Source organism: Pseudomonas sp. Q11 (genome assembly GCF_024494355.1).
GTDB classification, from domain to species: domain Bacteria; phylum Pseudomonadota; class Gammaproteobacteria; order Pseudomonadales; family Pseudomonadaceae; genus Aquipseudomonas; species Aquipseudomonas hefeiensis.
Genome location: NZ_JAKNQY010000006.1, coordinates 1 through 24,023, shown reverse-complemented (window position 1 = coordinate 24,023; position 24,023 = coordinate 1). Strand labels below are relative to the sequence as shown.

The following is a 24,023-nucleotide window of genomic DNA, read 5'->3' as shown; positions in this document are numbered from 1 at the left end:
CGCCCCCAAACCCAACCGACTGGATCAACCTGGCACACCGCGAGAACCAGTGTTGGGGGCTGCTGCGCAGCCCAGCGGGAGCAAGCTCCCTCGCCACAAAAGGCTGTGTTCGCCGCAAGAATGGTTCGGTGGCTAGCGAGCGGCCCAGGCGTTGAAGCGCTGCTCCAGTTCTTCGCCATGGTCAACCCAGAACTCGGCATCCACGGCCCGGGCTTCGGCCAGGTTGGCCTCGGCGGTAGGCAACTGCTCCTGGACCGCCCCAGGCAACAACGCCAGCGCCTTGCGATGCACCGGTCCGTAAGGGATGTTTTCCGAGAACACCTTCTGCGCCTGTGGCTGGCTGGCAAAGGCAATGAATTGCTCGGCCAAGGCCTTGTTCGGCGTTCCCTTGACCACCGCCCAGTACTCCGGGTCATACAGGCTTTGCGGCCAGACGATACTCAGCTTCATGCCCTCCTTTTGCGCCGAAGCAATGCGTCCGTTGTAGGCGGCGCTCATCACCACGTCGCCCGCCACTAGCCACTGCGCCGGTTGCGCACCGGCCTCCCACCACTGGATGTTCGACTTGATCTGGTCCAGCTTGGCGAACGCCCGCGACACACCTTCGGGGGTGTTGAGCACCTTGTACAACTCCTGCGCCTTGACCCCGTCGGCCAGCAAGGCAATTTCCAGGGTGTACTTGGCCCCCTTGCGCAACCCGCGCTTGCCCGGGTATTCAGTAACGTTCCAGAAATCCGCCCAGGATTTGGGTGCCTTGGCCAACTTGCTCTGGTCGTAGGCCAGGACCATCGACCAGACATAAGTGGCCACGCCACATTCGGTGAGTGTTCCCGGCACAAAATTCGCCGGATCACCCAAGGCGCTCAGATCGAGCCTTTCGAACAGGCCCTCCTCACAGCCGCGCAACAGTTCGGGGCTTTCGACTTCGACCACGTCCCAACTGGTGTGGCCGGCCGCGACCATGGCCTTGATCTTCGATAACTCGCCATTGTATTCGCCGGCGACGATGCTTCCTGCACCGCTGGCGTTGAAGGGTTGGAAGTAGGCCTTGTCCTGGGCCTGCTTGGTGGCGCCACCAAAGGAAATCACGGTGAGGCTCTGTGGCGCGGCCAGGACACTGGTACTCAACAGCGCCAGGGCACACGCAATATTGCAACGCAAGGATCTGGACATGAAGCGGTTCCTCGAAAGGCCGGCTCGCCCGCACGAGCCGGCGACGGGACTCAGAGGCGACCGTAAGCGCGGGCGGTGCGATCTACAGCAATACGGGTCTTGTCGACCAGTTCGTTGATGTCGGCATGGCTGGCCACCAGCGCCGGGGCCATGATCATCCGGCCCAGGGTGGAGCGGATGATCAACCCTTCCTCAAAACCAAAAGTGCGGCATTGCCAGGCCATCTCGTTCTCATTGGCAAAGCGCTTGCGGCTCTCCTTGTCCTCGGCCAGTTGCAGGGCCGCCACCATCCCGGCGCCCTGGATCTGGCCAATCAGCGGGTGACTCTCGAAAACCTCCCGCAGACAACGCTGCAAATACGGCCCGGTGTCCTCCTTGACCTGAGTGACAATGCCTTCGTCGCGCAGCGCCTTGAGGTTGGCAATCGCTACGGCCGCTGCCACCGGGTGCCCGGAGTAAGTCAGGCCATGGGCGAACACCCCGCCCTGCTCCACCAGCACCTCGGCCATGCGCTTGGACAGAATCAGGCCACCCATGGGGATGTAGCCGCTGGTCAGGCCCTTGGCGATGGACAAGGTGTCGGGTTCGAAGCCGAAATATTCATGGGCGAACCACTCACCGGTACGGCCGAAACCGCCGATCACTTCGTCAGCGCACAACAGCACGTCGTACTGGCGGCAAATGCGCTGGATTTCAGGCCAGTAACTCTCGGGCGGGAAGATCATGCCGCCAGCGCCCTGGAACGGTTCAGCCACGAACGCGGCGACATTGTCGGCGCCCAGTTCGAGAATTTTTTCCTCCAGTTGGCGCGCGGCGCGAAGGCCGAATTCTGCCGGCGTCAGATCGCCTTCGTGAGCGAACCAGTACGGCTCGTCGATGTGCGCCACATCCGGGATGACCCCGCCCATTTCATGCATGAACTTCATGCCCCCAAGAGCGGATGCGCCCAGGGTCGAACCGTGGTAGCCATTCCAGCGGCCGATCATGATTTTCTTCTGTGGCTTGCCGAGGATCTGCCAGTAGCGGCGCACGGTGCGAATCAGCACCTCGTTGGCCTCGGAGCCGGAGTTGGTGTAGATGGCGTGGCTGTAGTGACCCGGCAGCAGGCTGAACAGCAGTTCCGACAGTTCCACCACCGCGGGATGGGTGGTGTGAAAGAACATGTTGTAATACGGCAACTGCTCCAGCTGACGGCTGGCTGCGGCGGCCAGGTCCTGGCGCCCGTAACCCAGGTTGGTGCACCACAGGCCCGACATACCATCCAGGTAGCGCTTGCCGTCGTTGTCCCACAACGCCAGGCCTTCGCTGCGCACGATCACCCGGGGTCCTTCGGCATTGAGGGCCTTCTGGTCGAGGAACGCATGGATATGGTGCGCCGCGTCCAGTGCCTGATACTCGCGGGTGCTGCGGGGTGGGTTCAGTGGTGCGTTCATTGCAGGTCTCCTTGCTTGTTGATCTTGTCGGTATCGATGCCCTGGGCGGGTGCCAGCGGCTCAGGCTTGAACAATGGTTTGCCCATCACACACTTGACCCACACCACCGCAATCAGCGAGACGATGCCCAGCACCGCTCCCGCGCTGGTGAAGATCGGAACAGTCATTTCGGGGCTGGGGGAAACATGCCAGATGGCAAAGAGCATGCCCGGCGATGCCGAACAACTGCGGCAATGGGTAGAACGGGGTGCGGAACGGCCGGTGCACATGCGGGTAACGCCGACGCAGAGCGATCACGTTGATGTGAGTGATGACGTAAGCCAGCAACCAGGCCAGTGCGGCAGCCAGCAGCAGAAGATTGATGGCGTCGGGGTTGTCGTGCATCAGCAACAGCGGCAGGCCGGTGACCAACGCCACGAACAGCACCGCAACCCATGGCGCACCGCTGCGCTTGCCCTGACGCTTGAACACTCCGAACGCCTGGCCACTGCGGGCCATTCCCAGCAACATCCGCGGGATAGCTGCAAGGGAACTGTTGAGTGTGCTGCATGTAGCGGTGATAGCGGCGGTCACCAGAAACACCTGCCCCGCCTCGCCGAACACGGTGGTGGCGAACAGATAATGCGGCAGGCCATTGCTGGCCAGTTCTGCCTGTGGAACGGTGAGCAAGGCCCCCAGGCAATACAGGCAAATGATGACGAAGATCACGGTCAGGCCAATCATCATCGAAACCGGAATGTTGCGCTCGGGACGTCGAGTTTCCTCCACCAGCGGGCAGACGAACTCGGCCCCGACAAAGCCCCACACGGCCAGTGCCGTCAGGGCAATCACCCCCAGCCCCATCGGGTTCCAGCCGGCAGTCGCCACCAGCGTCGATACGTTGCTGACGCCTTCGCTTGTCAGGGCACCGAGGCCCATGACCAGCAGCATGACCGTCATCACCAGCGCCAACACGGTCTGCAGCCGCGAAAAAATATCGATGTTGAACAGATTGAGTACGGTGAACAGGCACAGCACGCCAAGGGCGACGCTCAGCGGCGGCATCGAATGCGGGTAGACCTTCTCGATGATGAACTCCATCAGCAACAACTCTGCCGACAGAGCAAACATCGCCACCACCACGTAGCCGGAGAAAGTCGCCAGGATCGCCGGGAACTGGCCGATAGCGACTTCGGTGTAACTGCTCAAGCTACCGGCGCGAGGAATCATCAGCGCCAGTTCGGAAAACGAACAGGCGTAACTCAGGGCCAGCAGCCAGGCCAAGGCCAGCGGTATGATAAAACCCATGCCGGCGATCCCGGCGCCTTGCAGCATCAGCACCATGACGCCCTGGGAAACGACCAGGCCCACGGCTACCGCCAACAGGGCACTCAGGCCCAGACGTCGACGCGGGCCACTGCGGGATGGGATAGCGGTTTGTAGCTGCACGCTTGAGGAACTGTCCATCGGTTGCTCCGTTTTCTTGTTTTAGGGAGAACACATCGATTAAGGGAAAGCCTGTGGAGCGGCCGTCAGCTACGCAGCTGAATCCACGTCGTCTTGAGTTGCGTGTATTTGTCGAACGAATGCAGCGACAGGTCTCGACCGAACCCCGACTGCTTGCCACCCCCAAAGGGCACCGTTACATCCAGCGCATCCACGGTGTTCACCGAGACGGTGCCGGCGTTCAGTCGGCGCGCCACGCGATGGGCGCGGTTCAGGTCGTCGGTCCACAGCGACGCCGCCAGCCCATAGATATGATCATTGGCCATGGCGATCGCCTGCTCCTCATCCTCGAATGCGCTGATCGCCAGCACTGGCCCGAACACCTCTTCGCGCGCCAGCTGCATCGCGGGGGTCACGTGGGTAAAAATCGTTGGCTCGATGAAGTTGCTGGAACCCTCGAAGCTCAGTTGTCGACCGCCGCAGACCAGGCGCGCGCCCTCGGCTTGAGCCTGTTCGATGTACCGCATGATTCGCGCGGTCTGGCGGGTGTCGACGATGGCACCGGCGCGGCTTGACGGGTCCAGTGGATTGCCCGGCTGCCAGCGCTGCGCCTGCTCGATCAAACGCTCGACAAATTCATCGTGGATCGAACGTTGCACAAGCAGCCGTGAGTTGGCGGAGCACACCTCTCCCTGGTTGAAGAAAATGCCGAACGCGGCTTTTTGCGCCGCCAGGTCCAGGTCCTGGCAATCGGCGAACACCAGGTTCGGGCTCTTGCCACCGCACTCCAGCCAAACCTGCTTGAGGTTCGATTGCGCCGAATACTGCATGAAGTATTTGCCGACCTCGGTAGAGCCGGTGAACACCAGCGCATCGACATCCGGGTGCAAGCCCAGCGCCCGCCCCGCCTGCTCACCCAGGCCTGGCACGACGTTGAGCACACCTGGCGGCAAACCCGCCTCCAGGGCCAGTTCGGCCAGGCGCAAGGCCGAAAACGGCGACTGCTCGGCGGGCTTGAGCACCACGCTGTTGCCCGCGGCCAGTGCTGGGGCGAGCTTCCAGGCGGCCATGTCCAGCGGAAAATTCCACGGCACTACCGCCGCAATCACTCCTAGCGGCACCCGAGTGATGGTGGCCAGGACATTCGTCGCCGAGGGCGCGACCTGATCGTAAAGTTTGTCGAGGCTTTCGCCGTACCAGGCGAACACATGGGCGGCGCCGGGTACGTCGATATTCCAGGCATCCATGACTGGCTTGCCCATGCTCAGGGAGTCCAGCAGTGCCAGCTCTTCGCGGTGGGCCAGCATCAATTGCGACAGGCGCAGCAGCACCGCTTTGCGTTCGGCCGGTGCCATGCGTGCCCAAGGCCCCTGTTCGAAGGCCTTGCGAGCGCTGAGCACAGCAAGATCGACATCCTGTTCACCGCAGGCCACCACGCTCGCCAACAGTTGTCCGTTGGCGGGGTTGATGACCTGCAGCCGTGTGCCATCGCTTGCCTCATGAGGCAAGCCGTCAATCAGTGCGTTATTCCTCAGGCGCAGTTGCGCGGCCCGGGTTTTCCAATCATCGAAATCGTTCACCGCAAATTCCTTGTCTCAGAGGTCGTTGGGTTCGCTGAGGTGGATCGCCAGGCGATCCATCAATCGGTCGCAGGCCGCCATCTGTTCAACGCTCACGTATTCATCGGCTTTGTGCCCTTGATCCATGCTGCCGGGGCCGCAGACCACCGCCGGGATGCCGGCCTGATCAAACAGCCCGCCTTCGGTGCCGAAAGCCACGGTGCTGAAGGCGTCGCTGCCGCACAGCTCGGCAACCAGACGCGCGGCGGCGCTGTCAGGCGGGGTTGCCAGGCCCGGGTAGGCGGACAGCGGTTCAAACCGGATCGCGGTGTCGCCTTGGACTGCCCGCATCGTCGGCAGCAGCGTCTGCTCGGCGTAATCGCGCAATTGCTCGACGACAACCTGGGGGGCGAAATCCGGCAAGGCGCGCACTTCGAAATCGAAGCGGCAATCGGCCGGGACGATGTTCAACGCGGTACCGCCCTGGATCACGCCCACCTGCACCGTTGAGTACGCCGGATCGAAGCGCGCATCGTGCAGTGACGGTTCGGCCAGATCCGCGCCGATCTCCCCCAAGCGACCGATCAGGCGCGCCGCCTGTTCGATGGCGTTCACTCCGTAGGGCGCATAGGCCGAATGACAGGCCGCCCCTTTGACATGGCAACGCATCGCCAACTTGCCCTTGTGGCCCAGCACCGGTTGGAGTTGGGTGGGCTCGCCGATCAGGCACAACGCAGGCCGGGGAACACGCTGCGCCAGCACTTGCAGCAGATCGCGCACACCCAGGCAACCCACCTCTTCGTCATAGGAGAACGCCAGGTACACCGGCCGGCGAAGCGGGCTGGCGAGGAACATCGGCACCGCCGCCAGCACTGAAGCCAAATAGCCTTTCATGTCGGCGGTGCCCCGGCCGTACAGCTTGCCGCCGGCCTCGCTCAGGCAAAACGGATCGACCGTCCAGTGCTGTCCGTCCACCGGCACCACATCGGTGTGACCGGACAGCACGACGCCGCCGGGCACCGCTGGGCCGATGCGCGCCAACAAGTTGGCCTTGGTCCGCTCGGGGTTGTAGATCAGTTCGCAGCTCACGCCCAGATCGTGGAGGTAGCCACGCACGAACTCGATCAGCGCCAGGTTCGACTCACGACTGACCGTGGCAAAGCCCACCAGGCTGGCGAGCAGTGCGCGGCTGCGCGGCTCACTCATCACCTGGCACTCCATAGCTGGGGGCCTGGGTCGGATCGAGGGCGCGGGTCAGGTAGTCCTGCAGTTGCGGCTGATAAGCCAGCCACAGTTTCTCCAGCTCAGCAATGGGGTTTTCCTCAGCCCAGTCGACACGCAAATCGACAATCGGCCAGGTGAGTTCATCCACCACCGACAGCGCCGCAGAATGCACCGCTCCGGCTTCGCCACCTGCGCCGTGCCCGGCCTGCAAGGCACTCATCAGGCGCGCGGCAAGACAACCTTCGCTGTGCTCGAATGCCGTAACCATGGCGTCGATCACGCCCACACCGGCCAACAGATTACCGGCCGCCACGCATTGCTCACCGGCCAGCGCGTGATGGGTGCCCAAGGTGTGGCTGCCGCTGAAAATCGCCGCGCGCCCGTGGGCATCCACCACCGCCACTTGGCGGTACTGGCTGTAACCATTGCGCGCCAGGGCGCGGTCAACTGCCTCTTGCGCGGCCACGCCGCCGGCCAGTTCGTCGAGGATCTGCGGACCAAGGGCCGGCAGCGTGATGTTCTGGCTCGACACCGCCCCCACACCCGCCCGCAACCAGGGGCAACGGGCGCCGACGGCGATGCTCGAGGAACTGATGGCGATGCCTAACTGCCCGGTTTCGGCGCAGCGCCCGACAATGGAAAAAGTCATGGTGTACTCCTTATTCGGGGATCACCGCGATCACGTCGATTTCCATCAGCCATTGCGGCTGGCCGAGGGCGCTGACCACCAGGCCGGTGGAAATCGGGAACACCCCTTTGAGCCATTTGCCAACCTCCTGGTACACCGGCTCGCGGTAGCGCGGGTCGATCAGGTAAGTGGTGGTCTTGACGATATGGCTCAGGTCGCTGCCGGCCTCTTCCAGCAATTGCTTGACGTTGCGCATGGCCTGTTCGGCCTGGGCGCGCGGATCGCCCAGACCCACCAACTGGCCGTTGAAATCAGTGCCGACCTGACCACGCACGTAGACGGTGTTGCCGGCCCGCACGGCCTGGCACAAGTCGTTGTCCAGCGTCTGGTTGGGATAGGTGTCTTGGGTGTTGAACATGCGAATGCGAGTGTGGGTAGGCATCAACGGGCTCCCATGAGGCTGGTTTTCGAACTGTTTGAATCGCTATCGAGTGCGGAGTCCTGAACGTCGACGTTCTGGCGCTGCGAAGCGTCCCGGTAACTGAGATAGGTATGCTGTTTCGCGATGTGGTCGGCGATATGCCGGGCGTCGTGCCATACGCCCCAGATGAACGCCGAGCCGCGCCGCGACAGCCATGGCAGGCCCACGAAATACACACCCGGTTCGCTGGAAACTCCCCGCTGGTGCCGGGGCTTGCCATTGGCATTGAGCGCATCGACCTTCAGCCAGCTGTAATCCACCGAGTAGCCGGTGGCCCAGATCACGGTGGTCACGCCAGCGTCGACCAGATCCAGCTCCAGGATCGGATGGGTCAGGCAGTGGGGGTCAGGCAACAGATGGCGGGCTTCAGGTTCCGGCGGCAGGTCCAGGCCGTTACGGGCAATGTAGGCATCGGCGGCATCCAGCAGCGCCAGGTAGTTTTCATCGCCACGGGCAATGTTTTCGGCAAGGTTGGACTCAAACGTCACGACGCTACCGTTGAACGACTTCGTCAGGCCCACCAGGTTGATGCCCTCGTGGGCCAGCCTGCGAAAGTCCACCGTATGACCACCACGGGCACCGCTCACGGCAATAGTCACGTGTTCCTTGCCCGGTTGAACGGCCTCCGCATCCCACTCGCCGAGCACCCCCAGCCACCAGCAGAAATCCCGGTTACGATAGGCCCGTGGCGGGCGATCATGGGCGCCCACCGAGAGGTAGACCTGCTTGCCGGCGCGCTGCAATTCATCGGCAATCTGCACCCCCGACGAACCCGCCCCCACCACCAGCACCGCGCCCTCGGCCAGCTGCCGGGGATTGCGATATTGAGCAGAGTGCATCTGGGTGACCTTCGCCATATCAGCGGCGATGGGCGGGATCACCGGCCTTTGGAAGGGCCCGGTGGCAACCACCACATGGTTGGCCTCGATCAGACCCGCGCTGGTTTCAATGCTGAAGCCCGGACGGCCGACGTTACGCTCGACCTTCCTGACCTCCACACCGGTACGGATCGGCGCGTTGAATTTTTTGGCATAGGCTTCGAAATAGTCGGCCACTTGATCTTTAGTGGCGAAGGCATCGGGGTCGAGCCCCTGGAATTGCAACCCTGGAAAGCGGTCATGCCAGGCGGGGCCGTTGGCAACCAGCGAATCCCAACGCGCGGTACGCCAGGCTTCGGCAATGCGGTTGCGCTCCACCACAAGATGAGGCACCCCTTGGCGGCTCAAATGTTCACTCATGGCCACGCCGGCCTGGCCGGCACCTATAACAAGCGTGTCTATCTGTATTGTCTCAACGGGCATGTCTGTGCACTTCCGGCAGTGGATTGGTTCAGGCCGGCATGGCGCCGCCTCGGGTTTGGATTTTTTGTTGTTCTACGTTTGCGACTATCGACAGGAGGTGTCGAAGCGATTGTGTTAGCAGGCGGGGATTTGCGAAACGAGGGTTTTTATCGTTGCAGACAAGGAAAAAGCTGCTGTATTGCCTACGCCTTGGACGATGCGTCTTTGCGCCAGGCCTGCGAGGCGATTCGTGGCTTGTGCAACACACTTGGCTGACATTCAGTCGTTTCACTGAAACAGCCGAGCCCGGACACGACCGGGCTCTGTTCAGTGGCAAAGTTATACAACTTTACAAATACCTATACAAAATGCTTTAAAACGTACAAGTCGTGCAGTAGGCTTCAAAACTTGTACAGGAATAATTGCCTGTACAATAATTCGGAGCCTGACATGTCCGCCTACCTCCAGCGTTTTGCCCGCGCCTTTGCCGAGCTGGACGCCAGTCACCTGGCCGAGCTCGATGCACTCTACAGCGCCGACATTCAGTTCCAGGACCCGTTGCATCGGATCGAAGGCCTGCCTGCCCTGCGCAACTACTTCGCGCAGATGTATGCCAACGTCGATCAGGTGCGCTACGACTTCCATGGCTTTGATGAGGTCGGCCCCGGCGAGGGTTATCTACGCTGGACGCTGCATTACAGCCACCCACGTCTGGCCGGCGGTGCATTGATCTCACTGCAAGGCTGCAGTTATTTGCGCTGGAACGAACGGGTCTACCTGCACCAGGATTTCTTCGACGCTGGCGCCCTGCTCTACGAGCACCTTCCACTGTTTGGCTCGATGATCGGCTGGCTCAAGCGGAGGCTGGCATGAGTCGCATCTGGTTGACCGGTGCCAGTAGCGGCATCGGTGCAGCATTGGCCTCGCAGCTTCTTGAGCAAGGACACCGGCTGGCGCTGAGTGCGCGCCAGATCGCCCCCCTTCAAGCGTTAGCGACTCGTTATCAGGACCAGGTCCTGGTGCTGCCGGGTGAGCTGACCGATCCGGCGCAAGTGGCCGATATTTGCCAGACCATCGACGCTCAATGGGGTGCGCTGGACCTGGTGATTCTCAACGCCGGAACCTGCGAATACCTGGAGCCGGGGCACTTCGACACGCATCTCGTCGAACGGGTATTGACCACCAACCTGCTGGGTACCAGCCACTGTCTGGAAGCGGCCTTGCCCTTGCTGCGCCGAGGCCAACGCCCACATTTGGTCGGGGTATGCAGCGCGGTTACCTGGCTGGCCTTGCCGCGAGCCGGCGCGTATGGCGCATCCAAGGCGGCGCTGCGCTATTTGTTCGAATCGTTGCGCATCGACCTGGCCGCCGAGGGTATCGATGTCACCTTGATAAGCCCCGGTTTCGTCGACACCCCGCTGACCCGCCGCAATGACTTCCCGATGCCCATGCGCTGGTCGGCACAACGCGCGGCGCGGCATATCGCCCAGCGCCTGCCGGCGCGACCGCTGGACATCGCTTTCCCATGGTTTTTCACCTTCGTCCTGCGCCTGCTCGGACGCTTGCCCGCCAGTTGGCGCCTGGCCCTTGGCCGGCGCCTGGCACGATCTTCCCAGGAGTCTTGAAGCATGCGCATCGCAATCATCGGCAGCGGCATATCGGGGCTGACATGCGCGTACCTGCTGGCTCGCCAGCACCAGATCACCCTGTTCGAAGCCGACGACCGGATCGGCGGCCATACCCACACCGTGGACGTGGAATGGCAGGGCCAGCGTTATGGGGTGGACACCGGCTTCATTGTCTACAACTACTGGACCTACCCGAACTTCATCCGCTTGCTGGACCAGTTGGGCGTGGCTTCCCGTCCCACTGAGATGAGCTTTTCGGTGCATGACCCAGCCACTGGCCAGGAGTACAAGGGGCATACCTTGCGCAGCCTTTTCGCCCGACGACGCAACCTGCTGTCGCCGGGTTTCTGGGGCATGTTGCAGGACATCCTCAGGTTCAACCGGCAGGCCACGGCCGACTTGAAGGCGCAACGCATCGACAGCACCACCCGGCTGGGCGATTACCTGCATGTCCACAATTATGGACAACGGTTCATCGACCACTACATCGTGCCCATGGGCTCGGCGATCTGGTCGATGTCGCCTGCCAGGATGCTGGAGTTTCCGCTGCAATTCTTCCTGTGTTTCTGCCATAACCACGGCCTGCTATCGGTCAACCGACGGCCACAATGGCGAGTAATCGAGGGCGGCTCGCGGGGTTATATCGACCCGTTATGCGCGCACTTTCGCCAGCATATCCGGCTCAACTGCCCGGTGCAGCGCGTGAGCCGCGACGCGACAGGGGTGGACATACTCAGCGCGGCGGGACTTGAGCGTTTCGACAAAGTGGTGTTTGCCTGCCACAGCGACCAGGCCCTGGCGCTGCTTGAAACGCCAAGCAAAGCGGAACGTGAGGTGCTCGGTGCCCTGGCCTACGCCAGCAACGAAGTACTGCTGCATACCGACACCGGTGTCTTGCCGCAGCGCCGCCAGGCCTGGGCGAGTTGGAATTACCGACTGGGCGGTTCAATGCGTGCGCCTGCCGCGCTGACCTACAACATGAACATCCTCCAGGGCCTGGATGCCCCGGTCACCTTCTGCGTGAGCCTCAATCAGAGTGACGTGGTGGATCCGGCCAAGGTCCTGGCTCGCTTTGATTACGCGCATCCGCAATACAGCCTCGCCGGCGTCGCCGCCCAGGCCCGCCAGGGTGATCTGCAAGGGCGCCAGCACAGCTATTTCTGTGGCGCCTATTGGGCCAATGGTTTCCATGAAGACGGTGTGGTCAGTGCGCTGGGGGTGGCCGGGCATTTTGGAGAACACCTTTGAACAGCAGCCTGTGCCGCGGCTGGATCGACCATCGCCGCTACTCACCCCGCGCCCATGGATTCCGATACCCCATCGGCATGTTTTATCTGGATCTCGCCGAACAAAGCCAGGTGCTGGGCCTGTCCCGCCTGCTGCGGGGCTGGCCCTTGGCACCGCTGTGCTGGCGCGAGTGCGATTACCTACCCGCTCGCACACGTCTGGGCATCCCCTTGGTCGACGCCGTGCGCGAATTGCTTGCCGAGGCCGTGGGCACCGCCCCCCAGGGTGCAATCCAGCTACTGACCCAACCGCGCAGTTGGGGGCTGTCCTTCAATCCGGTGAGTTTCTATTTCTGCCATGAAACCGATGGGCGTCTGGCGGCCATTCTCTGTGAGGTACGCAACACTCCATGGCGCGAGCGCTATCACTATGTGTTGCCGGTAAGCCCCGGTGAACCCCATGCGTTCCGGGTGGCCAAGGCGTTCCATGTGTCACCGTTCCTGCCCCGGGACATGGACTACCGCATGCGTTTTCTGGTCGGGGACTCACATATCCGGGTGCATATGGAGAACTGGCGCGAGGGCATCAAGGTGTTCGAGGCCGACCTTGCGCTCAAGCGCCAGCCTCTGGACGCCGCGGCCGTGCGTCGTCACTTCCTGGCCTTCCCGTGGATGAGCTTGCGCACCTTGAGCGCCATTTACTGCCAGGCCCTGCGCCTGCTCTTCAAACGCACGCCCCTGCACGACCATCAGGCCAGCCAAAACGGCCTGAGCGTCGGCGAAACCGCCCACAAGGACCCCGACCATGCCCGAACCCACCCTGAGCGTTACTAAGGCCGGCAGCTTTCGCCTGTTCAACGGCGGCGTCTTCAAGCACGTCGTCCTCGGCCAATTGCGACGGCTGCGCCAAGGCCACTTGCGCCTGCTGCTCGATGGGGAATCGTTAAGCTTCGGCGATCCGGCCAGTGCTTTGCAGGCCGAAGTCGAAATTCTGGACGACGCCGTCTGGGGCATGCTCGCCAGTAACGGTTCGATCGGCGCCGGTGAGGCGTACATCCAGGGGTATTGGCGCAGCAACGACCTGACGGCGGTGACCCGTGTGTTCGTCGCCAACCTGGACGTGCTCGATGCAATGGACAGCGGCCTGGCTCGCCTCGGCCGTCCGGTGCTGCGTTGGCTGCACTGGCTCAACCGTAACAGCCGACGCGGCTCACGGCGCAACATCATTGCCCATTACGACTTGGGCAATGACTTGTTCGAGCGCTTGCTCGACCCCACCATGATGTACTCGGCCGCCATGTTCGAAAGTCCCGAACAAAGCCTGGAAGAAGCCCAGTTCAACAAGCTCGAACACATCTGTCGCAAGCTCGACCTGCGGCCCGGTGACCATCTGCTGGAGATCGGCACCGGCTGGGGCAGCCTGGCGATTTACGCTGCCAGCCAGTATGGCTGCAAGGTGACCACCACGACCTTGTCGCACGAGCAGTACGGCCATACCCGCCGGCGCGTCGAGACGTTGGGCCTACAGCAGCGCATTGAGGTGCTGTGCAAGGACTATCGCGATCTGGAGGGGCGCTACGACAAGCTGGTCTCGATCGAAATGATCGAAGCTGTCGGCCATCGCTATTTGCCCGAATACTTCCGACGCTGCTGCGCACTGCTCAAGGATGACGGCCTGATGTTGCTACAAGCCATCACCATTCGCGACCAGCGTTATGAGCAGGCACGACGCTCGGTAGACTTCATCCAGCGGCATATTTTTCCCGGTGGCGCGTTGCCGTCGTTGTCCGTCTTGCTGAACACCGCCAGCCGTCAAACCCCGCTCAACCTGCTGCACCTGGAAGACTTCGGCGCGCACTACGCCCACACGCTGAAACACTGGCACGAGAACTTCCGGCAATCACGCCAAGCCCTCCAGGAACTAGGTTACGACGAAACCTTCCAACGCCTGTGGGAGTTCTACCTGTGCTACTGCGAAGGCGGATTCCAGGAACGTGCCATCGGCGTCGCGCAACTGCTCTTTGCCGCTCCAGGGGCACGTCAGGCCTCTTTGCTGGAGCGGCGGGAGGTTTGATGAGTCGCGTGGGCCTGATAGTCAACGCACTCTGGGTCCAGTTGGGCTGGTGGGGTTGTGTGCTGGGTGCACAGAATGCCTGGTGGCTCCTGGCTGTGGCTGCAGGATTGCTGGCTCACCTGAGCTTTTGCCCAAAGCCCCGGGCCGAGTTTCGTGCGGTGATGCGCGTGGGGCTGTGCGGCATGGTGCTGGACTGGAGCCTGGGAGCGTTGGGTCTGTTCGAATTCGCTCAGACCGCCCTGCCTCTCTGGCTGGCGCTGCTCTGGCTGGTGTTTGCCACAAGCTTGCGGCACAGCCTGGCCTGGGCCGTGCAGCCTGTATGGCGCGGTGCGTTGGTGGGCATGGTGGGGGGGCCGCTGGCCTATTGCGCCGGAGCACCGCTGGCCGGCGTTGTGTTGCCCCTGGGCCCCCTGGGAACCGCTCTGGTGCTGGCGCCCTTGTGGGCACTATGGCTGCCGTTGGCGTTGCGCCTGGCTGATTCGCGCTGAAGCCTGCCCACGAACAACGCGAACATCATTCACCAGGGTTCATCCAGAAAAAGTGGCACGCGCAAAGGCTCTATCGGCCCCTCACGCTGGCCACACATTTCATCGTGAACGACATGCTGTACCAACATGCAGGGTAAGCGCGGCACGTCACGCAGCAACTCGCGCAAATGGGTGGTGGAGCGCAAGTGCAATGTTCGTCCCGAGTCGTCGAGCAACGTACGAAACCCGCGGTCCAGTCGCGCACGCAACACGTAGATACCGCCCTCCAGCGACCACAACTCAAGCTCGTGTACCCGGCCTTCGATGGCCAGCTCAATCAGGGTTTGCAGGTTCATGGTACCTCCGCGCCCTGACGACGGAAAAACAACGTGACCTGGCCCAACTCGACGCCGAATTTACTCATGCTCGAACGGTTGATCATCGTGTCTTCGTCCATCAAGTACATCCAGTCGTCAAAAGTCACTTCGTAAGTCGATCCGTCTACTGGCAGGTTCAATTGGTAACGCCAGCGCAGCGCATTGCCGGCCACCTCTCCCCGCGCCTCGCCGATCACATCGTCGGCGCGACCGCGCCAGAGCCCCGGGCCGTCGGGGGTCAGCGTCCATATCCGCCGTTGTCGGCTGCCATCACTGTAGAGAAAGCGCTCATCGAGTATCAGCCGTTCGCCTTCGCGCCGACTCAGTATCTGCACCTCGAAACGCTTGATAACCTCGCCGGAACGTTTTTGATATATGCCCCAGGCTTTGACTGGCTGACTGAAGAAACGCACCAGGTCCAGCTGCGGTTGCTGGTCTGCATAACGATCGACATTCACGTTCCCGCAACTGGTCAAACTCATCATTAAAAGCAGTACAACCATTAACCGAGTCATGGTGTTTTTCCCTCCACGCGCGTGTTATTGAGCCCCAGCAGCTGTTGCCGCAACTCCGGGTGCCGAGTGCGGGGATCGAGCCAGATGGCGAAGAAATTTCGAGCGAACGATGGGTCGGCGACTTCATGGGTCAAGCGCCCATCAACATAAAAGCGGCAACCCTTGCCAGGCAGGTAAAGCCCGGTGATTTGACTGCCTGGCCTGACGTCGACGAAGGAGCGCCGCATGTCATCGGTCCAACTGTCGAGCCGTACGGGGTCCAGGGTTTTACCCGCGATACGGCGCATCTCCTCGATGCTCGCTTGCACCAGTGTTTGCTTGCTGATCGTGCGGCGGTAATTCAGCTCAAGTGCCAGCGGTGTTTCCAGGCTGGGTTGCGAAGCCGAACTCCATAACCTGGCCTGGTAGAGATCGAACCCGTACCAGGAATAATCAGCCTGCCCCACCAGACGGGCGTCAGGCAGTACCGTGCGCCAGTCGCACAGAGCCTGGCTGGCGTAAAGCAGCAAAACGCAGGTCATGAACCGGCTCAGGCTTTTTTTGAACGCAAACGACCTAACCATTGAAAAAGCATCACTGGATTGCCGAAGGTCGCTCAATAGTTGTACATGAAGTATTATTTGTACAGCTTTTTTGAAAGGCGCTTTGGGTGATGCCTTTTATATCAACCATACTGTCGCGATCTGTGACTGCTTCGAATCCATCAGCTAACGTGCTGTTGTCGAATAAAGTAGCCTGCGCCCTAATTAAGGCGCAGTCGTGCTGTAGAAGGAAATGTTAATGCTCGGACGCAAACGGCCGCGACTAAAGAATGAGAGTGCTGACGAATCCTTTCCCCCTCAGGTAGCGCGGGCCGGAGCTGCATTGCGGCTCACCATCAGTTTCATGCTCGTGGTGGTGATGGTATTCCTGGCCGTTGAAGGCTGGAGAACATGGCGTGACTATCGCGCAGCCTTTGCCTCCGCCCGCGACTCGGTGACGAACCTGGTGCGGGCGACCGCCCAGCACGCCGAAGACACCATCCGGCAAGTGGACGTGGTGACTGCCGCGCTCAGTGAGCGAGTGGAAGGCGATGGCCTGCAGAACATCGACATCCCGCGCATCCATAAACTGCTGGTGCAGCAGTCGGCCATCATGCCGCAGTTACACGGGTTGTTTATCTACGGCCCCGACGGAAAGTGGATAGTGACGGACAAGGAAGTGACCCCCGAATTGGCGAACAATGCCGACCGCGAGTACTTCCAGTATCACCGCACCCACGAGGATCGAAACGTGCGAATCGGCGAGGTGATCAGGAGCCGATCCACCAACGACCTGATCATCCCCGTCTCCCGCCGCCTGAACAATCCTGACGGCTCGTTTGCCGGTGTGCTGCTGGGCACGGTCAAGGTCAGCTATTTCGTGGACTACTATGGCGACTTCAAGATCGACGACAAGGGCGCTCTGGTCCTGGCCCTGCGAGATGGCACCATTCTGGTCCGGCGGCCCTTCGTCGCCTCGGTGGTCGGCAAGAGCCTGGCCAATAGCGTGATCTTCCGTGACCACTTGCCCCACTCCAATCAGGGGGTCGCCGAGGCCAGGGCCGTCGTCGACGACACTGAACGCGTTTACGGCTACCGAGCCTTGACCACTTATCCGCTAGTGGTCGAAGCCGGATTGTCTCGCGAATCCATCATCGCCCCCTGGCGCCACGACCTGCTCAAGACCGGCTTCGTACTGGTGTTCCTGATCGTGATACTCGCAGGCTTCGGGCTGATTGTGTTAAGCCAGTTGCGCTACAGAATGATCATGGAGAAACAGATTCGCAGCGCCCACCAAACCATGCGGGATATGGCGCTGACCGACGGCCTGACCGGCTTGGGCAACCGCAGGCGGCTGGACATTGCATTGGCCGATGAGATTCGCCGGGCCAGGCGCCAAGACACTTCTTTGGCCCTGATCATGCTTGATGTCGATTACTTCAAACGCTACAACGACAAATACGGACATGCTGCCGGGGACGACTGTCTGCGCGCGACCGCGGGAGCGATCCAGCAAGCGATCAAGCGACCCGGTGACCTGGCGGTGCGCTACGGTGGTGAAGAATTCACCATTTTGTTGCCCGACACCCACAGCGCGGGTGCGGCCAGGATCGCACAAGAAATCCTGGAGTCCATCAGGGCGCTGAACATCGAGCATGGCGACCATCCATTGGGCCTGGTCACGGCCAGCGCGGGCCTCACCACCTGCCGGCCGAGCACCGAGGACGTGACCCCGGCCATGCTGATCAAGGCCGCTGATGCCTTCCTGTATCTGGCAAAAAACACCGGGAGAAACCGCTGGTGCAGCCCTGATGCTTCGCCGGGGTGACCCCACGGAGCGAAGCCACATATCGGTCATATCGGGCAAATCCAAGTCCGCAGGTGCCTGCCGGCCCCCTGGCGGCTACAATGCGCGCTTCGACCGTGATCAGCCTGATAAAAAAACATGTCCTTGCCCAAACATCATCTGGAATTGCTCAGCCCCGCCCGCGACGTGACCATCGCCCGCGAGGCCATCCTGCATGGCGCCGACGCCGTGTACATCGGTGGCCCGAGTTTCGGCGCGCGTCACAACGCCTGCAACGAGGTGAGCGATATCGCCCGGCTGGTGGAGTTCGCCCATCGCTACCACGCCCGGGTGTTCACCACGATCAACACCATCTTGCATGACAACGAACTGGAGCCGGCTCGCCAGTTGATCCACCAGTTGTACGATGCGGGTGTCGATGCGTTGATCGTCCAGGACCTGGGGGTGATGGAGCTGGACATCCCGCCGATCGAACTGCACGCCAGCACTCAGACCGACATCCGCACGCTGCCACGGGCGAAGTTCCTTGATCAGGCTGGCTTCTCCCAACTGGTATTGGCACGGGAGTTGAACCTGCAGGAAATCCGCGCAATCGCCGACGAGACCGACGCGGCCATCGAATTCTTTATCCACGGCGCGCTGTGCGTGGCGTTTTCCGGCCAGTGCAACATCTCCCACGCCCAGAACGGCCGTAGCGCCAACCGTGGCGATTGCTCCCAGGCTTGCCGCCTGCCCTACACCCTCAAGGATGACCAGGGCCGGGTGGTTGCCTATGAGAAGCACCTGCTGTCGATGAAGGACAACAACCAGAGCGCCAACATCCGTGCCCTGGTGGAAGCCGGCGTGCGTTCGTTCAAGATCGAAGGACGCTACAAGGACATGGGCTATGTGAAGAACATCACTGCCTACTACCGCCAGCGCCTGGACGATGTCCTCGAAAACCGTCCGGACCTGGCCCGCGCTTCCAGCGGTCGCACCGCGCACTTCTTCCTGCCCGACCCGGAGAAGACGTTCCATCGCGGCAGCACCGACTACTTCGTCAGCGACCGCAAGATCGACATCGGCGCCTTCGATTCCCCGACCTTTACCGGCGTGCCGGTGGGCGTGGTGGAGAAAGTCGGCAAGCGCGACCTGCAAGTCGTGACCTTTGATCCGCTGTCCAACGGCGATGGCCTCAACGTGCTGGTCAAGCGTGAAGTGGTGGGCTTTCGCGCCAACATCGCCGAGCCCAGGGGCGAGTTCGAGGAAGATGGCCTGAAGCGTTACCGCTACCGCGTCGAGCCCAATGAAATGCCGGCAGGGTTGCACGCGTTGCGCCCCAATCATCCACTGAGCCGCAACCTGGACCACAACTGGCAGCAAGCCCTGCTCAAGACCTCCGCCGAGCGCCGGGTGGGCCTGGCCTGGGTCGCACGCCTGCGCGAAGAGCGCCTGGACCTGACCGCCACCAGCGAAGAAGGCGTCAGCGCCAGCGTCAGCCTGGACGGGCCATTCGGATTGGCGAACAAGCCGGAACAGGCGCTGGAGCAACTGCACGACCTGCTCGGCCAACTGGGCACCACCGAGTACCACGCCACCGCCATTGAGCTGGATGCGCCACAGGCGTATTTCATTCCCAACTCACAGCTCAAGGCATTGCGCCGCGAGGTCATCGAAGCCCTGACCGTCGCCCGCGTCGAGGCCCATCCCCGAGGGGGGCGCAAGGCCGAGACCACTCCGCCGCCGGTGTACCCGGAGTCGCACCTGTCGTTCCTGGCCAACGTCTACAACCAGAAGGCCCGGGATTTTTATCATCGCCACGGTGTGAAACTGATCGACGCAGCGTTCGAGGCCCACGAAGAAACCGGTGAAGTACCGGTGATGATCACCAAGCACTGTCTGCGCTTTTCGTTCAACCTCTGCCCCAAGCAGGCCAAGGGCGTCACCGGCGTGCGCACCAAGGTTGCGCCGATGCAGTTGATCCATGGTGACGAGGTGCTGACGCTGAAGTTCGACTGCAAACCCTGCGAGATGCATGTGGTGGGCAAGATCAAGGGGCACATCCTCGGCCTGCCATTGCCGGGCAGCAGCGCGGAGCCAATCGTCGGTCACATCAGCCCGGAAGACCTGCTCAAGACGATCCCTCGCGCGCCGCATTAAGCAATCGCGAGCAGGCTCGCTCCCACAGGGGATTGGGGGTGGTCACCGATCTTGTGACCATTTTGCAACCCGTGTAGGAGCGAGTCTGCTCGTGATAACGGTGGATCAGCAAACCGGGGATTGGCTTTTCCGATGCTTTCATGGGGGCGCTGCGCAGCCCAGCGGGGATAAATCCCCTCGCCACAGGTTTACTTCATTTCGACAGCGTGATTGGGGCTTTCAACCGGTGCCTTGTCCGCCGTGTCAGCCAGCTCCACCCCCCAATCACCATGCAGGTACCAATCCTCCCCAATCATTTCGGCCGGGTGCATCGTTCGATCAGCGCCGTTGCCACACGCCAACGCGCTGGCCGGACAATAGCGGTCGCAGCCCCAGCAAATGCGCTCGGGATGTTTCGGACTGATGGGAAAAGGCTTTGCCATGACGACCCCGTTTAGCCGATGGGTGTACCCGTACCCTACCGTGCCAGGGCCAAGGTGCCCTTGATATCGGTCAAGAACAGCCTGCATGACTGTAGCGGTGCTCACGGTGGGTAAAATTGCCCTGAAAATTGACAAGAATCATTATTATTCGCAGCAAAGCTTCCTAGACTCGGCCATCCCTTAGTCCTCAGGAAGTCTTCACATGCGCACGCTTGCTCCGCTGTCTCTCGCCCTTCTGTTTCTCGCCCCCCTGTCCCAGGCCAAGGAATATCCCATTGGTGAACCGCAAATGTGCCCGGGCCTGGAGGTCGGCGCGGTGTACCTGCAACCGATCGAAATGGCCCCGGCCGGCATGATGCGCCCAACCGCCGATTCCGACGTTCACCTGGAGGCCGATATCCGCGCCACGGCAGACAACCAGCAGGGTTTTCAGGAAGGCAGCTTCGTGCCCTACCTCAACGTGTCGTTCCAACTGAAAAAGCAGGGCAACGACACCCCGCTCAAGGGCGACTTTCACGCCATGGTGGCCAATGACGGGCCGCATTATGGCGACAACGTGAAGCTGCTGGGCCCCGGCAAATACCAAGTGACCTTCACCGTTCTGCCGCCAGGCGGCCATGGTTCCCTCGGCCGACATACCGACAAGGAAACCGGCGTGGCGCCGTGGTTCGAACGCTGTGAACTGCATTACGAATTCGTCTACGCCGGGATAGGCAAAAAAGGCGGGTATTGAGGATGCGTCGCTCAACGAGCCGAACACCGCGACAGCTGGCCGGGTGGATGCTGGCCGGCTTGCTGCTGCCTTCCATCGCCCATGGCCAACTGCTGACTTACGAGTTGAGCATGCGCGACGGGCATTTCACCCCGCCGCTGCTGGAAGTGCCGGCTGGGCAGCGCTTCAAGATCGTGCTGAAAAACGTCGGTCAGGGTCCGGCGGAATTTGAAAGCACGCCGCTGCGGGTCGAAAAGGTCCTGTCGCCCGGCGTCACGACTTTTGTCGTCATTCACCCGCTACGTCCCGGGCACTATCCATTTTTCGATGAATTCAATCCGCAACTGCCCGAGGGCGGCATCCTCGCCCAGTAGTCGGCGAACAGGAGGTGTTTGCATGACTCAATCCATGTTTATTGTCTGGCGCGAAAGCGTCGAGGCGCTGTTGGTAATCGGCATACTCCAGGCCTGGGTCAGCCGGCAGCAACAGGCCAGCCAGTTGCTGCGGTTCGTGTGGGCTGGCGTGGCCCTGGGTTTGCTGCTGTCGGGCGTATTGGCCGGTCTGATTCTGTTGGCCGGCGAAGCCATGAGCGGCGCGGCCAATGAATGGTTCCAGGCTTCATTGGCGCTGGTCGCCAGTCTGCTGATCGTGCAACTGGTCGGCTGGATGCACCGAAACGCCGGGACGCTGAAACAGGATCTGACGCGTCACGCCGACCATCGCTTGAGCCGCCAGGGTGGATGGGGGCTGATGGTGTTGGCGCTGCTGGCTGTCAGCCGCGAAGGCAGTGAAACCGTGGTCTTCCTGTATGGCGCGGGTGCGCGTCTGCAAGGGGCGCCACTGGGCTTGTTCGCGGTGGGCGCGGTAGCCGGTCTGCTGCTGGCGCTGCTGACCATCTCCCTGCTGCACGGCAGTCGACGGTTCATCTCATGGCCGCGTTTCTTTGCCATCAGCGAAACCATTCTGTTGCTGTTGGGAGCGGCGTTGCTGGTCAGCGCCATCGAACGGATCAGCGGACAGCTGCTCGCGATGGACTGGCCCGAAGTGGTCTATCACGGGATCGGCGACGCGCTCTGGGACAGCAGCGCGGTACTGGATGACGGCCATGGCCTGGGTGGTTTCCTGGCGGATTTCACCGGGTATCGAGCCAGTCCCAGTGCCATGACTTTGTTGGGGTGGCTTGGCTACTGGCTGTTGGTCGCCGGCTGGCTACGCCCACGCAAAACGCAAACGCTGCCATGTCCGACTTGAACCCCTGGCTGCAACGCCTGGGTGATGGCATGCGCCGCCACGGCGCAATCATTCGCGCCGTGCAATGGGCGGTAGTGCTGCTCTATGCGGTGCTGCTGGTGGTGCCGGCGCTGTCGCCATTGCCCAGCAGCCAGGCTCGCCTGTTCGACAACCTCACGCTGCTCGCGCAGTTTCTGTTCTGGGGCATCTGGTGGCCGTTCGTGTTGCTGTCGATCGTGTTGTTTGGCCGGCTCTGGTGTGGCGTGCTGTGTCCTGAAGGCGCCTTGAGTGAATGGGCCAGCCAATATGGCAAAGGCCTGGGCGTGCCGCGCGGGATACGTTGGGCCGGCTGGCCGACCTTGGCATTCTGCGTGACCACGATCTATGGGCAGTTGATCAGCGTCTATGACTATGCCCAGGCGGCGCTGCTGATCCTGGGAGGCTCGACCGTCGCAGCGGTGATCGTTGGCCTGTTGTTTGCCCGAGGCAAGCGGGTGTGGTGCCGCTACCTGTGTCCGGTCAGTGGCGTCTTCGCCCTGCTCGCCCGCTTGGCACCGGTGCACTTTCAGGTGGACGAACAACGCTGGCTGGAAAACCCCGCGCCGCGCCGCCCTCCCCCCAATTGCGCGCCATTGCTGGACATTCGCCGGATGCGCGGCGCCGCCGATTGCCACGCCTGTGGTCGCTGCAGCGGCCAGCGCGATGCGGTGCGCCTGATTGCTCGCTCCAGCAACCAGGAAATCCTTCACTCAACGGCAACCACCCTCTCGCCCTGGGACGCGCGCTTGTTATTGTTCGGCGTCATTGGCCTGGCCATGGGGGCCTTTCAGTGGACCGTCAGCCCCTGGTTCATTGCCTTGAAACAGAGCCTGGCCCAATGGCTGGTCGTCCATGAGCTGTTCTGGCCGTTGCAGGACAACGCTCCTTGGTGGCTGCTGACCCACTATCCGCAACTCAATGACAGCTTCAGTTGGCTCGATGGCTTTTGCATCGTCGCCTACTTGGGCACGAGTGCCTTGCTGCTGGGCACGTCGCTGATGCTGTTGATGCGTCTGGCGGCAAGACTCTCAGGCGATCCTGCACAATGTTGGCCCTTAGCCATCACCCTGACGCCCCTCGGCGGTGCAGGGTTGTTCCTCGGCTTGTCGGCCACCACGGTCAAACTGCTGCGCTATGAAGGGTTGTTGCTCGACTGGGTGCAACCGGCTCGGGCCGCGCTGCTGGTTGCGGCAATCGCCTGGAGCCTATGGTTGGGCTACAAGCGCCTGGAACATGCACCCCGGCGGCTACTCGCAATGGCCTGCCTGGTATTGGCCAACGGCCTGGTGGGATATGGCTGGTGGTTGCAGTTCTGGGGATGGTGAGCACGCGGCGCAAGCGTTGCTCCCACAGCGGATCGCTGCCGTTCACGATACCTTGGAACCTCGCGAAGCCCTGTGGGAGCAAAGCTTGCTTGCGATCGCGGTGGGTCAGTTGGGGAAGTGTTGGCTGTGCAGACGCCTCGCGAGCAAGCTTTGCTCCCACGGTGGATTGCTGGCGTTCACGATACCTTGGAACCACACGAAACCCTGTGGGAGCAAAGCTTGCTTGCGATCGCGGTGGGTCAGTTGGGGAAGTGTTGGCTGTGCAGACGCCTCGCGAGCAAGCTTTGCTCCCACGGTGGATTGCTGGCGTTCACGATACCTTGGAACCACACGAAACC

At 61.8% G+C, this 24,023-nt stretch carries 23 protein-coding genes and 1 pseudogene; 12 read left to right on the top strand and 12 right to left on the bottom strand.

The features are described from left to right. Positions 1-132 precede the first annotated feature (132 nt). From MA884_RS08565 to MA884_RS08530, 8 genes and pseudogenes are all read right to left on the bottom strand, one after another. Entirely contained in the window at positions 133-1,173 is a 1,041-nt protein-coding gene (locus MA884_RS08565) for an ABC transporter substrate-binding protein (RefSeq protein ID WP_256230044.1), read from the bottom strand. Positions 1,174-1,223: 50 nt separating this feature from the next. Next, the gene (locus tag MA884_RS08560) at positions 1,224-2,606 is read right to left on the bottom strand and encodes an aspartate aminotransferase family protein (protein ID WP_256230043.1); all 1,383 of its coding nucleotides are present in this window, start codon (positions 2,604-2,606) and stop codon (positions 1,224-1,226) included. Further along, positions 2,603-4,052: pseudogene (locus tag MA884_RS08555) on the bottom strand (APC family permease). The gene MA884_RS08560 and the pseudogene MA884_RS08555 overlap by 4 nt, the downstream one beginning before the upstream one ends. Positions 4,053-4,117: 65 nt before the next feature. After that, a complete protein-coding gene (locus tag MA884_RS08550) occupies positions 4,118-5,611 on the bottom strand; it encodes an aldehyde dehydrogenase (RefSeq protein WP_256230042.1) in 1,494 nt (497 codons plus the stop codon). A gap of 15 nt (positions 5,612-5,626) precedes the next feature. Next, a complete protein-coding gene (gene argE, locus MA884_RS08545; RefSeq protein WP_256230041.1) occupies positions 5,627-6,796 on the bottom strand; it encodes an acetylornithine deacetylase in 1,170 nt (389 codons plus the stop codon). Beyond that, the gene (locus MA884_RS08540; RefSeq protein ID WP_256230040.1) at positions 6,789-7,463 is read right to left on the bottom strand and encodes a DUF1028 domain-containing protein; all 675 of its coding nucleotides are present in this window, start codon (positions 7,461-7,463) and stop codon (positions 6,789-6,791) included. The genes argE and MA884_RS08540 overlap by 8 nt, the downstream gene beginning before the upstream one ends. Positions 7,464-7,473: 10 nt before the next feature. Continuing rightward, positions 7,474-7,884, bottom strand: a complete 411-nt coding sequence (locus MA884_RS08535) for a RidA family protein (RefSeq protein ID WP_095144154.1) — start codon at positions 7,882-7,884, stop codon at positions 7,474-7,476. Further along, positions 7,884-9,224, bottom strand: a complete 1,341-nt coding sequence (locus MA884_RS08530; RefSeq protein WP_256230039.1) for an NAD(P)/FAD-dependent oxidoreductase — start codon at positions 9,222-9,224, stop codon at positions 7,884-7,886. The genes MA884_RS08535 and MA884_RS08530 overlap by 1 nt, the downstream gene beginning before the upstream one ends. Before the next feature lie 429 nt (positions 9,225-9,653). Here MA884_RS08530 and MA884_RS08525 point away from each other — a divergent pair, with 429 nt between their 5' ends. Genes MA884_RS08525 through MA884_RS08500 form a run of 6 tightly spaced genes read left to right on the top strand, consistent with a single transcriptional unit; the run spans position 9,654 to position 14,619 of the window. After that, complete coding sequence (locus tag MA884_RS08525; protein ID WP_256230038.1) at positions 9,654-10,076, top strand: nuclear transport factor 2 family protein; 423 nt, start codon at positions 9,654-9,656, stop codon at positions 10,074-10,076. Continuing rightward, the gene (locus MA884_RS08520) at positions 10,073-10,828 is read left to right on the top strand and encodes an SDR family oxidoreductase (protein ID WP_256230037.1); all 756 of its coding nucleotides are present in this window, start codon (positions 10,073-10,075) and stop codon (positions 10,826-10,828) included. The genes MA884_RS08525 and MA884_RS08520 overlap by 4 nt, the downstream gene beginning before the upstream one ends. 3 nt (positions 10,829-10,831) lie before the next feature. Continuing rightward, a complete protein-coding gene (locus MA884_RS08515; RefSeq protein WP_256230035.1) occupies positions 10,832-12,079 on the top strand; it encodes an NAD(P)/FAD-dependent oxidoreductase in 1,248 nt (415 codons plus the stop codon). Further along, complete coding sequence (locus MA884_RS08510; protein ID WP_256230034.1) at positions 12,076-12,891, top strand: DUF1365 domain-containing protein; 816 nt, start codon at positions 12,076-12,078, stop codon at positions 12,889-12,891. Before MA884_RS08515 ends, MA884_RS08510 begins: the two co-directional genes overlap by 4 nt. Further along, complete coding sequence (locus MA884_RS08505) at positions 12,863-14,131, top strand: cyclopropane-fatty-acyl-phospholipid synthase family protein (RefSeq protein WP_256230033.1); 1,269 nt, start codon at positions 12,863-12,865, stop codon at positions 14,129-14,131. Before MA884_RS08510 ends, MA884_RS08505 begins: the two co-directional genes overlap by 29 nt. After that, positions 14,131-14,619 carry a DUF2878 domain-containing protein gene (locus MA884_RS08500; RefSeq protein WP_256230032.1) on the top strand — a complete coding sequence of 163 codons (489 nt, stop codon included), beginning with the start codon at positions 14,131-14,133 and terminating at the stop codon, positions 14,617-14,619. The genes MA884_RS08505 and MA884_RS08500 overlap by 1 nt, the downstream gene beginning before the upstream one ends. Positions 14,620-14,648: 29 nt before the next feature. Here MA884_RS08500 and MA884_RS08495 read toward each other — a convergent pair whose 3' ends face one another. From MA884_RS08495 to MA884_RS08485, 3 genes are read right to left on the bottom strand one after another with little or no spacing between them, the layout of a single operon-like run. Further along, entirely contained in the window at positions 14,649-14,954 is a 306-nt protein-coding gene (locus MA884_RS08495; protein ID WP_256230031.1) for a DUF6482 family protein, read from the bottom strand. Continuing rightward, positions 14,951-15,490 (bottom strand): DUF3833 domain-containing protein, encoded by a 540-nt coding sequence (locus MA884_RS08490; protein ID WP_256230030.1) that lies wholly within the window; start codon positions 15,488-15,490, stop codon positions 14,951-14,953. The genes MA884_RS08495 and MA884_RS08490 overlap by 4 nt, the downstream gene beginning before the upstream one ends. Continuing rightward, positions 15,487-16,011 carry a chalcone isomerase family protein gene (locus MA884_RS08485; RefSeq protein WP_256230029.1) on the bottom strand — a complete coding sequence of 175 codons (525 nt, stop codon included), beginning with the start codon at positions 16,009-16,011 and terminating at the stop codon, positions 15,487-15,489. Before MA884_RS08485 ends, MA884_RS08490 begins: the two co-directional genes overlap by 4 nt. Positions 16,012-16,270: 259 nt before the next feature. On the opposite strand from MA884_RS08485, the gene MA884_RS08480 reads away from it, so the two are divergent. Then, on the top strand, positions 16,271-17,839 hold the full coding sequence (locus MA884_RS08480) for a sensor domain-containing diguanylate cyclase (protein WP_256230028.1): 1,569 nt from the start codon (positions 16,271-16,273) through the stop codon (positions 17,837-17,839). A 117-nt stretch (positions 17,840-17,956) separates the two neighbouring features. Continuing rightward, positions 17,957-19,957 (top strand): U32 family peptidase, encoded by a 2,001-nt coding sequence (locus MA884_RS08475; RefSeq protein WP_256230027.1) that lies wholly within the window; start codon positions 17,957-17,959, stop codon positions 19,955-19,957. A gap of 188 nt (positions 19,958-20,145) precedes the next feature. Here the strand turns inward: MA884_RS08475 and MA884_RS08470 are convergent, their stop codons facing one another. Next, complete coding sequence (locus MA884_RS08470) at positions 20,146-20,379, bottom strand: DUF3079 domain-containing protein (RefSeq protein ID WP_256230026.1); 234 nt, start codon at positions 20,377-20,379, stop codon at positions 20,146-20,148. Between the two features lie 202 nt (positions 20,380-20,581). Here MA884_RS08470 and MA884_RS08465 point away from each other — a divergent pair, with 202 nt between their 5' ends. From MA884_RS08465 to MA884_RS08450, 4 genes are read left to right on the top strand one after another with little or no spacing between them, the layout of a single operon-like run. Continuing rightward, the gene (locus tag MA884_RS08465) at positions 20,582-21,112 is read left to right on the top strand and encodes an iron transporter (protein WP_256230025.1); all 531 of its coding nucleotides are present in this window, start codon (positions 20,582-20,584) and stop codon (positions 21,110-21,112) included. A gap of 2 nt (positions 21,113-21,114) precedes the next feature. Beyond that, on the top strand, positions 21,115-21,465 hold the full coding sequence (locus tag MA884_RS08460) for a cupredoxin domain-containing protein (protein WP_371134749.1): 351 nt from the start codon (positions 21,115-21,117) through the stop codon (positions 21,463-21,465). 22 nt (positions 21,466-21,487) lie between these two features. Beyond that, positions 21,488-22,342, top strand: a complete 855-nt coding sequence (locus tag MA884_RS08455) for an FTR1 family protein (RefSeq protein ID WP_256230024.1) — start codon at positions 21,488-21,490, stop codon at positions 22,340-22,342. Then, positions 22,330-23,685 carry a 4Fe-4S binding protein gene (locus tag MA884_RS08450; RefSeq protein WP_256230023.1) on the top strand — a complete coding sequence of 452 codons (1,356 nt, stop codon included), beginning with the start codon at positions 22,330-22,332 and terminating at the stop codon, positions 23,683-23,685. Before MA884_RS08455 ends, MA884_RS08450 begins: the two co-directional genes overlap by 13 nt. Positions 23,686-24,023: the final 338 nt, after the last annotated feature.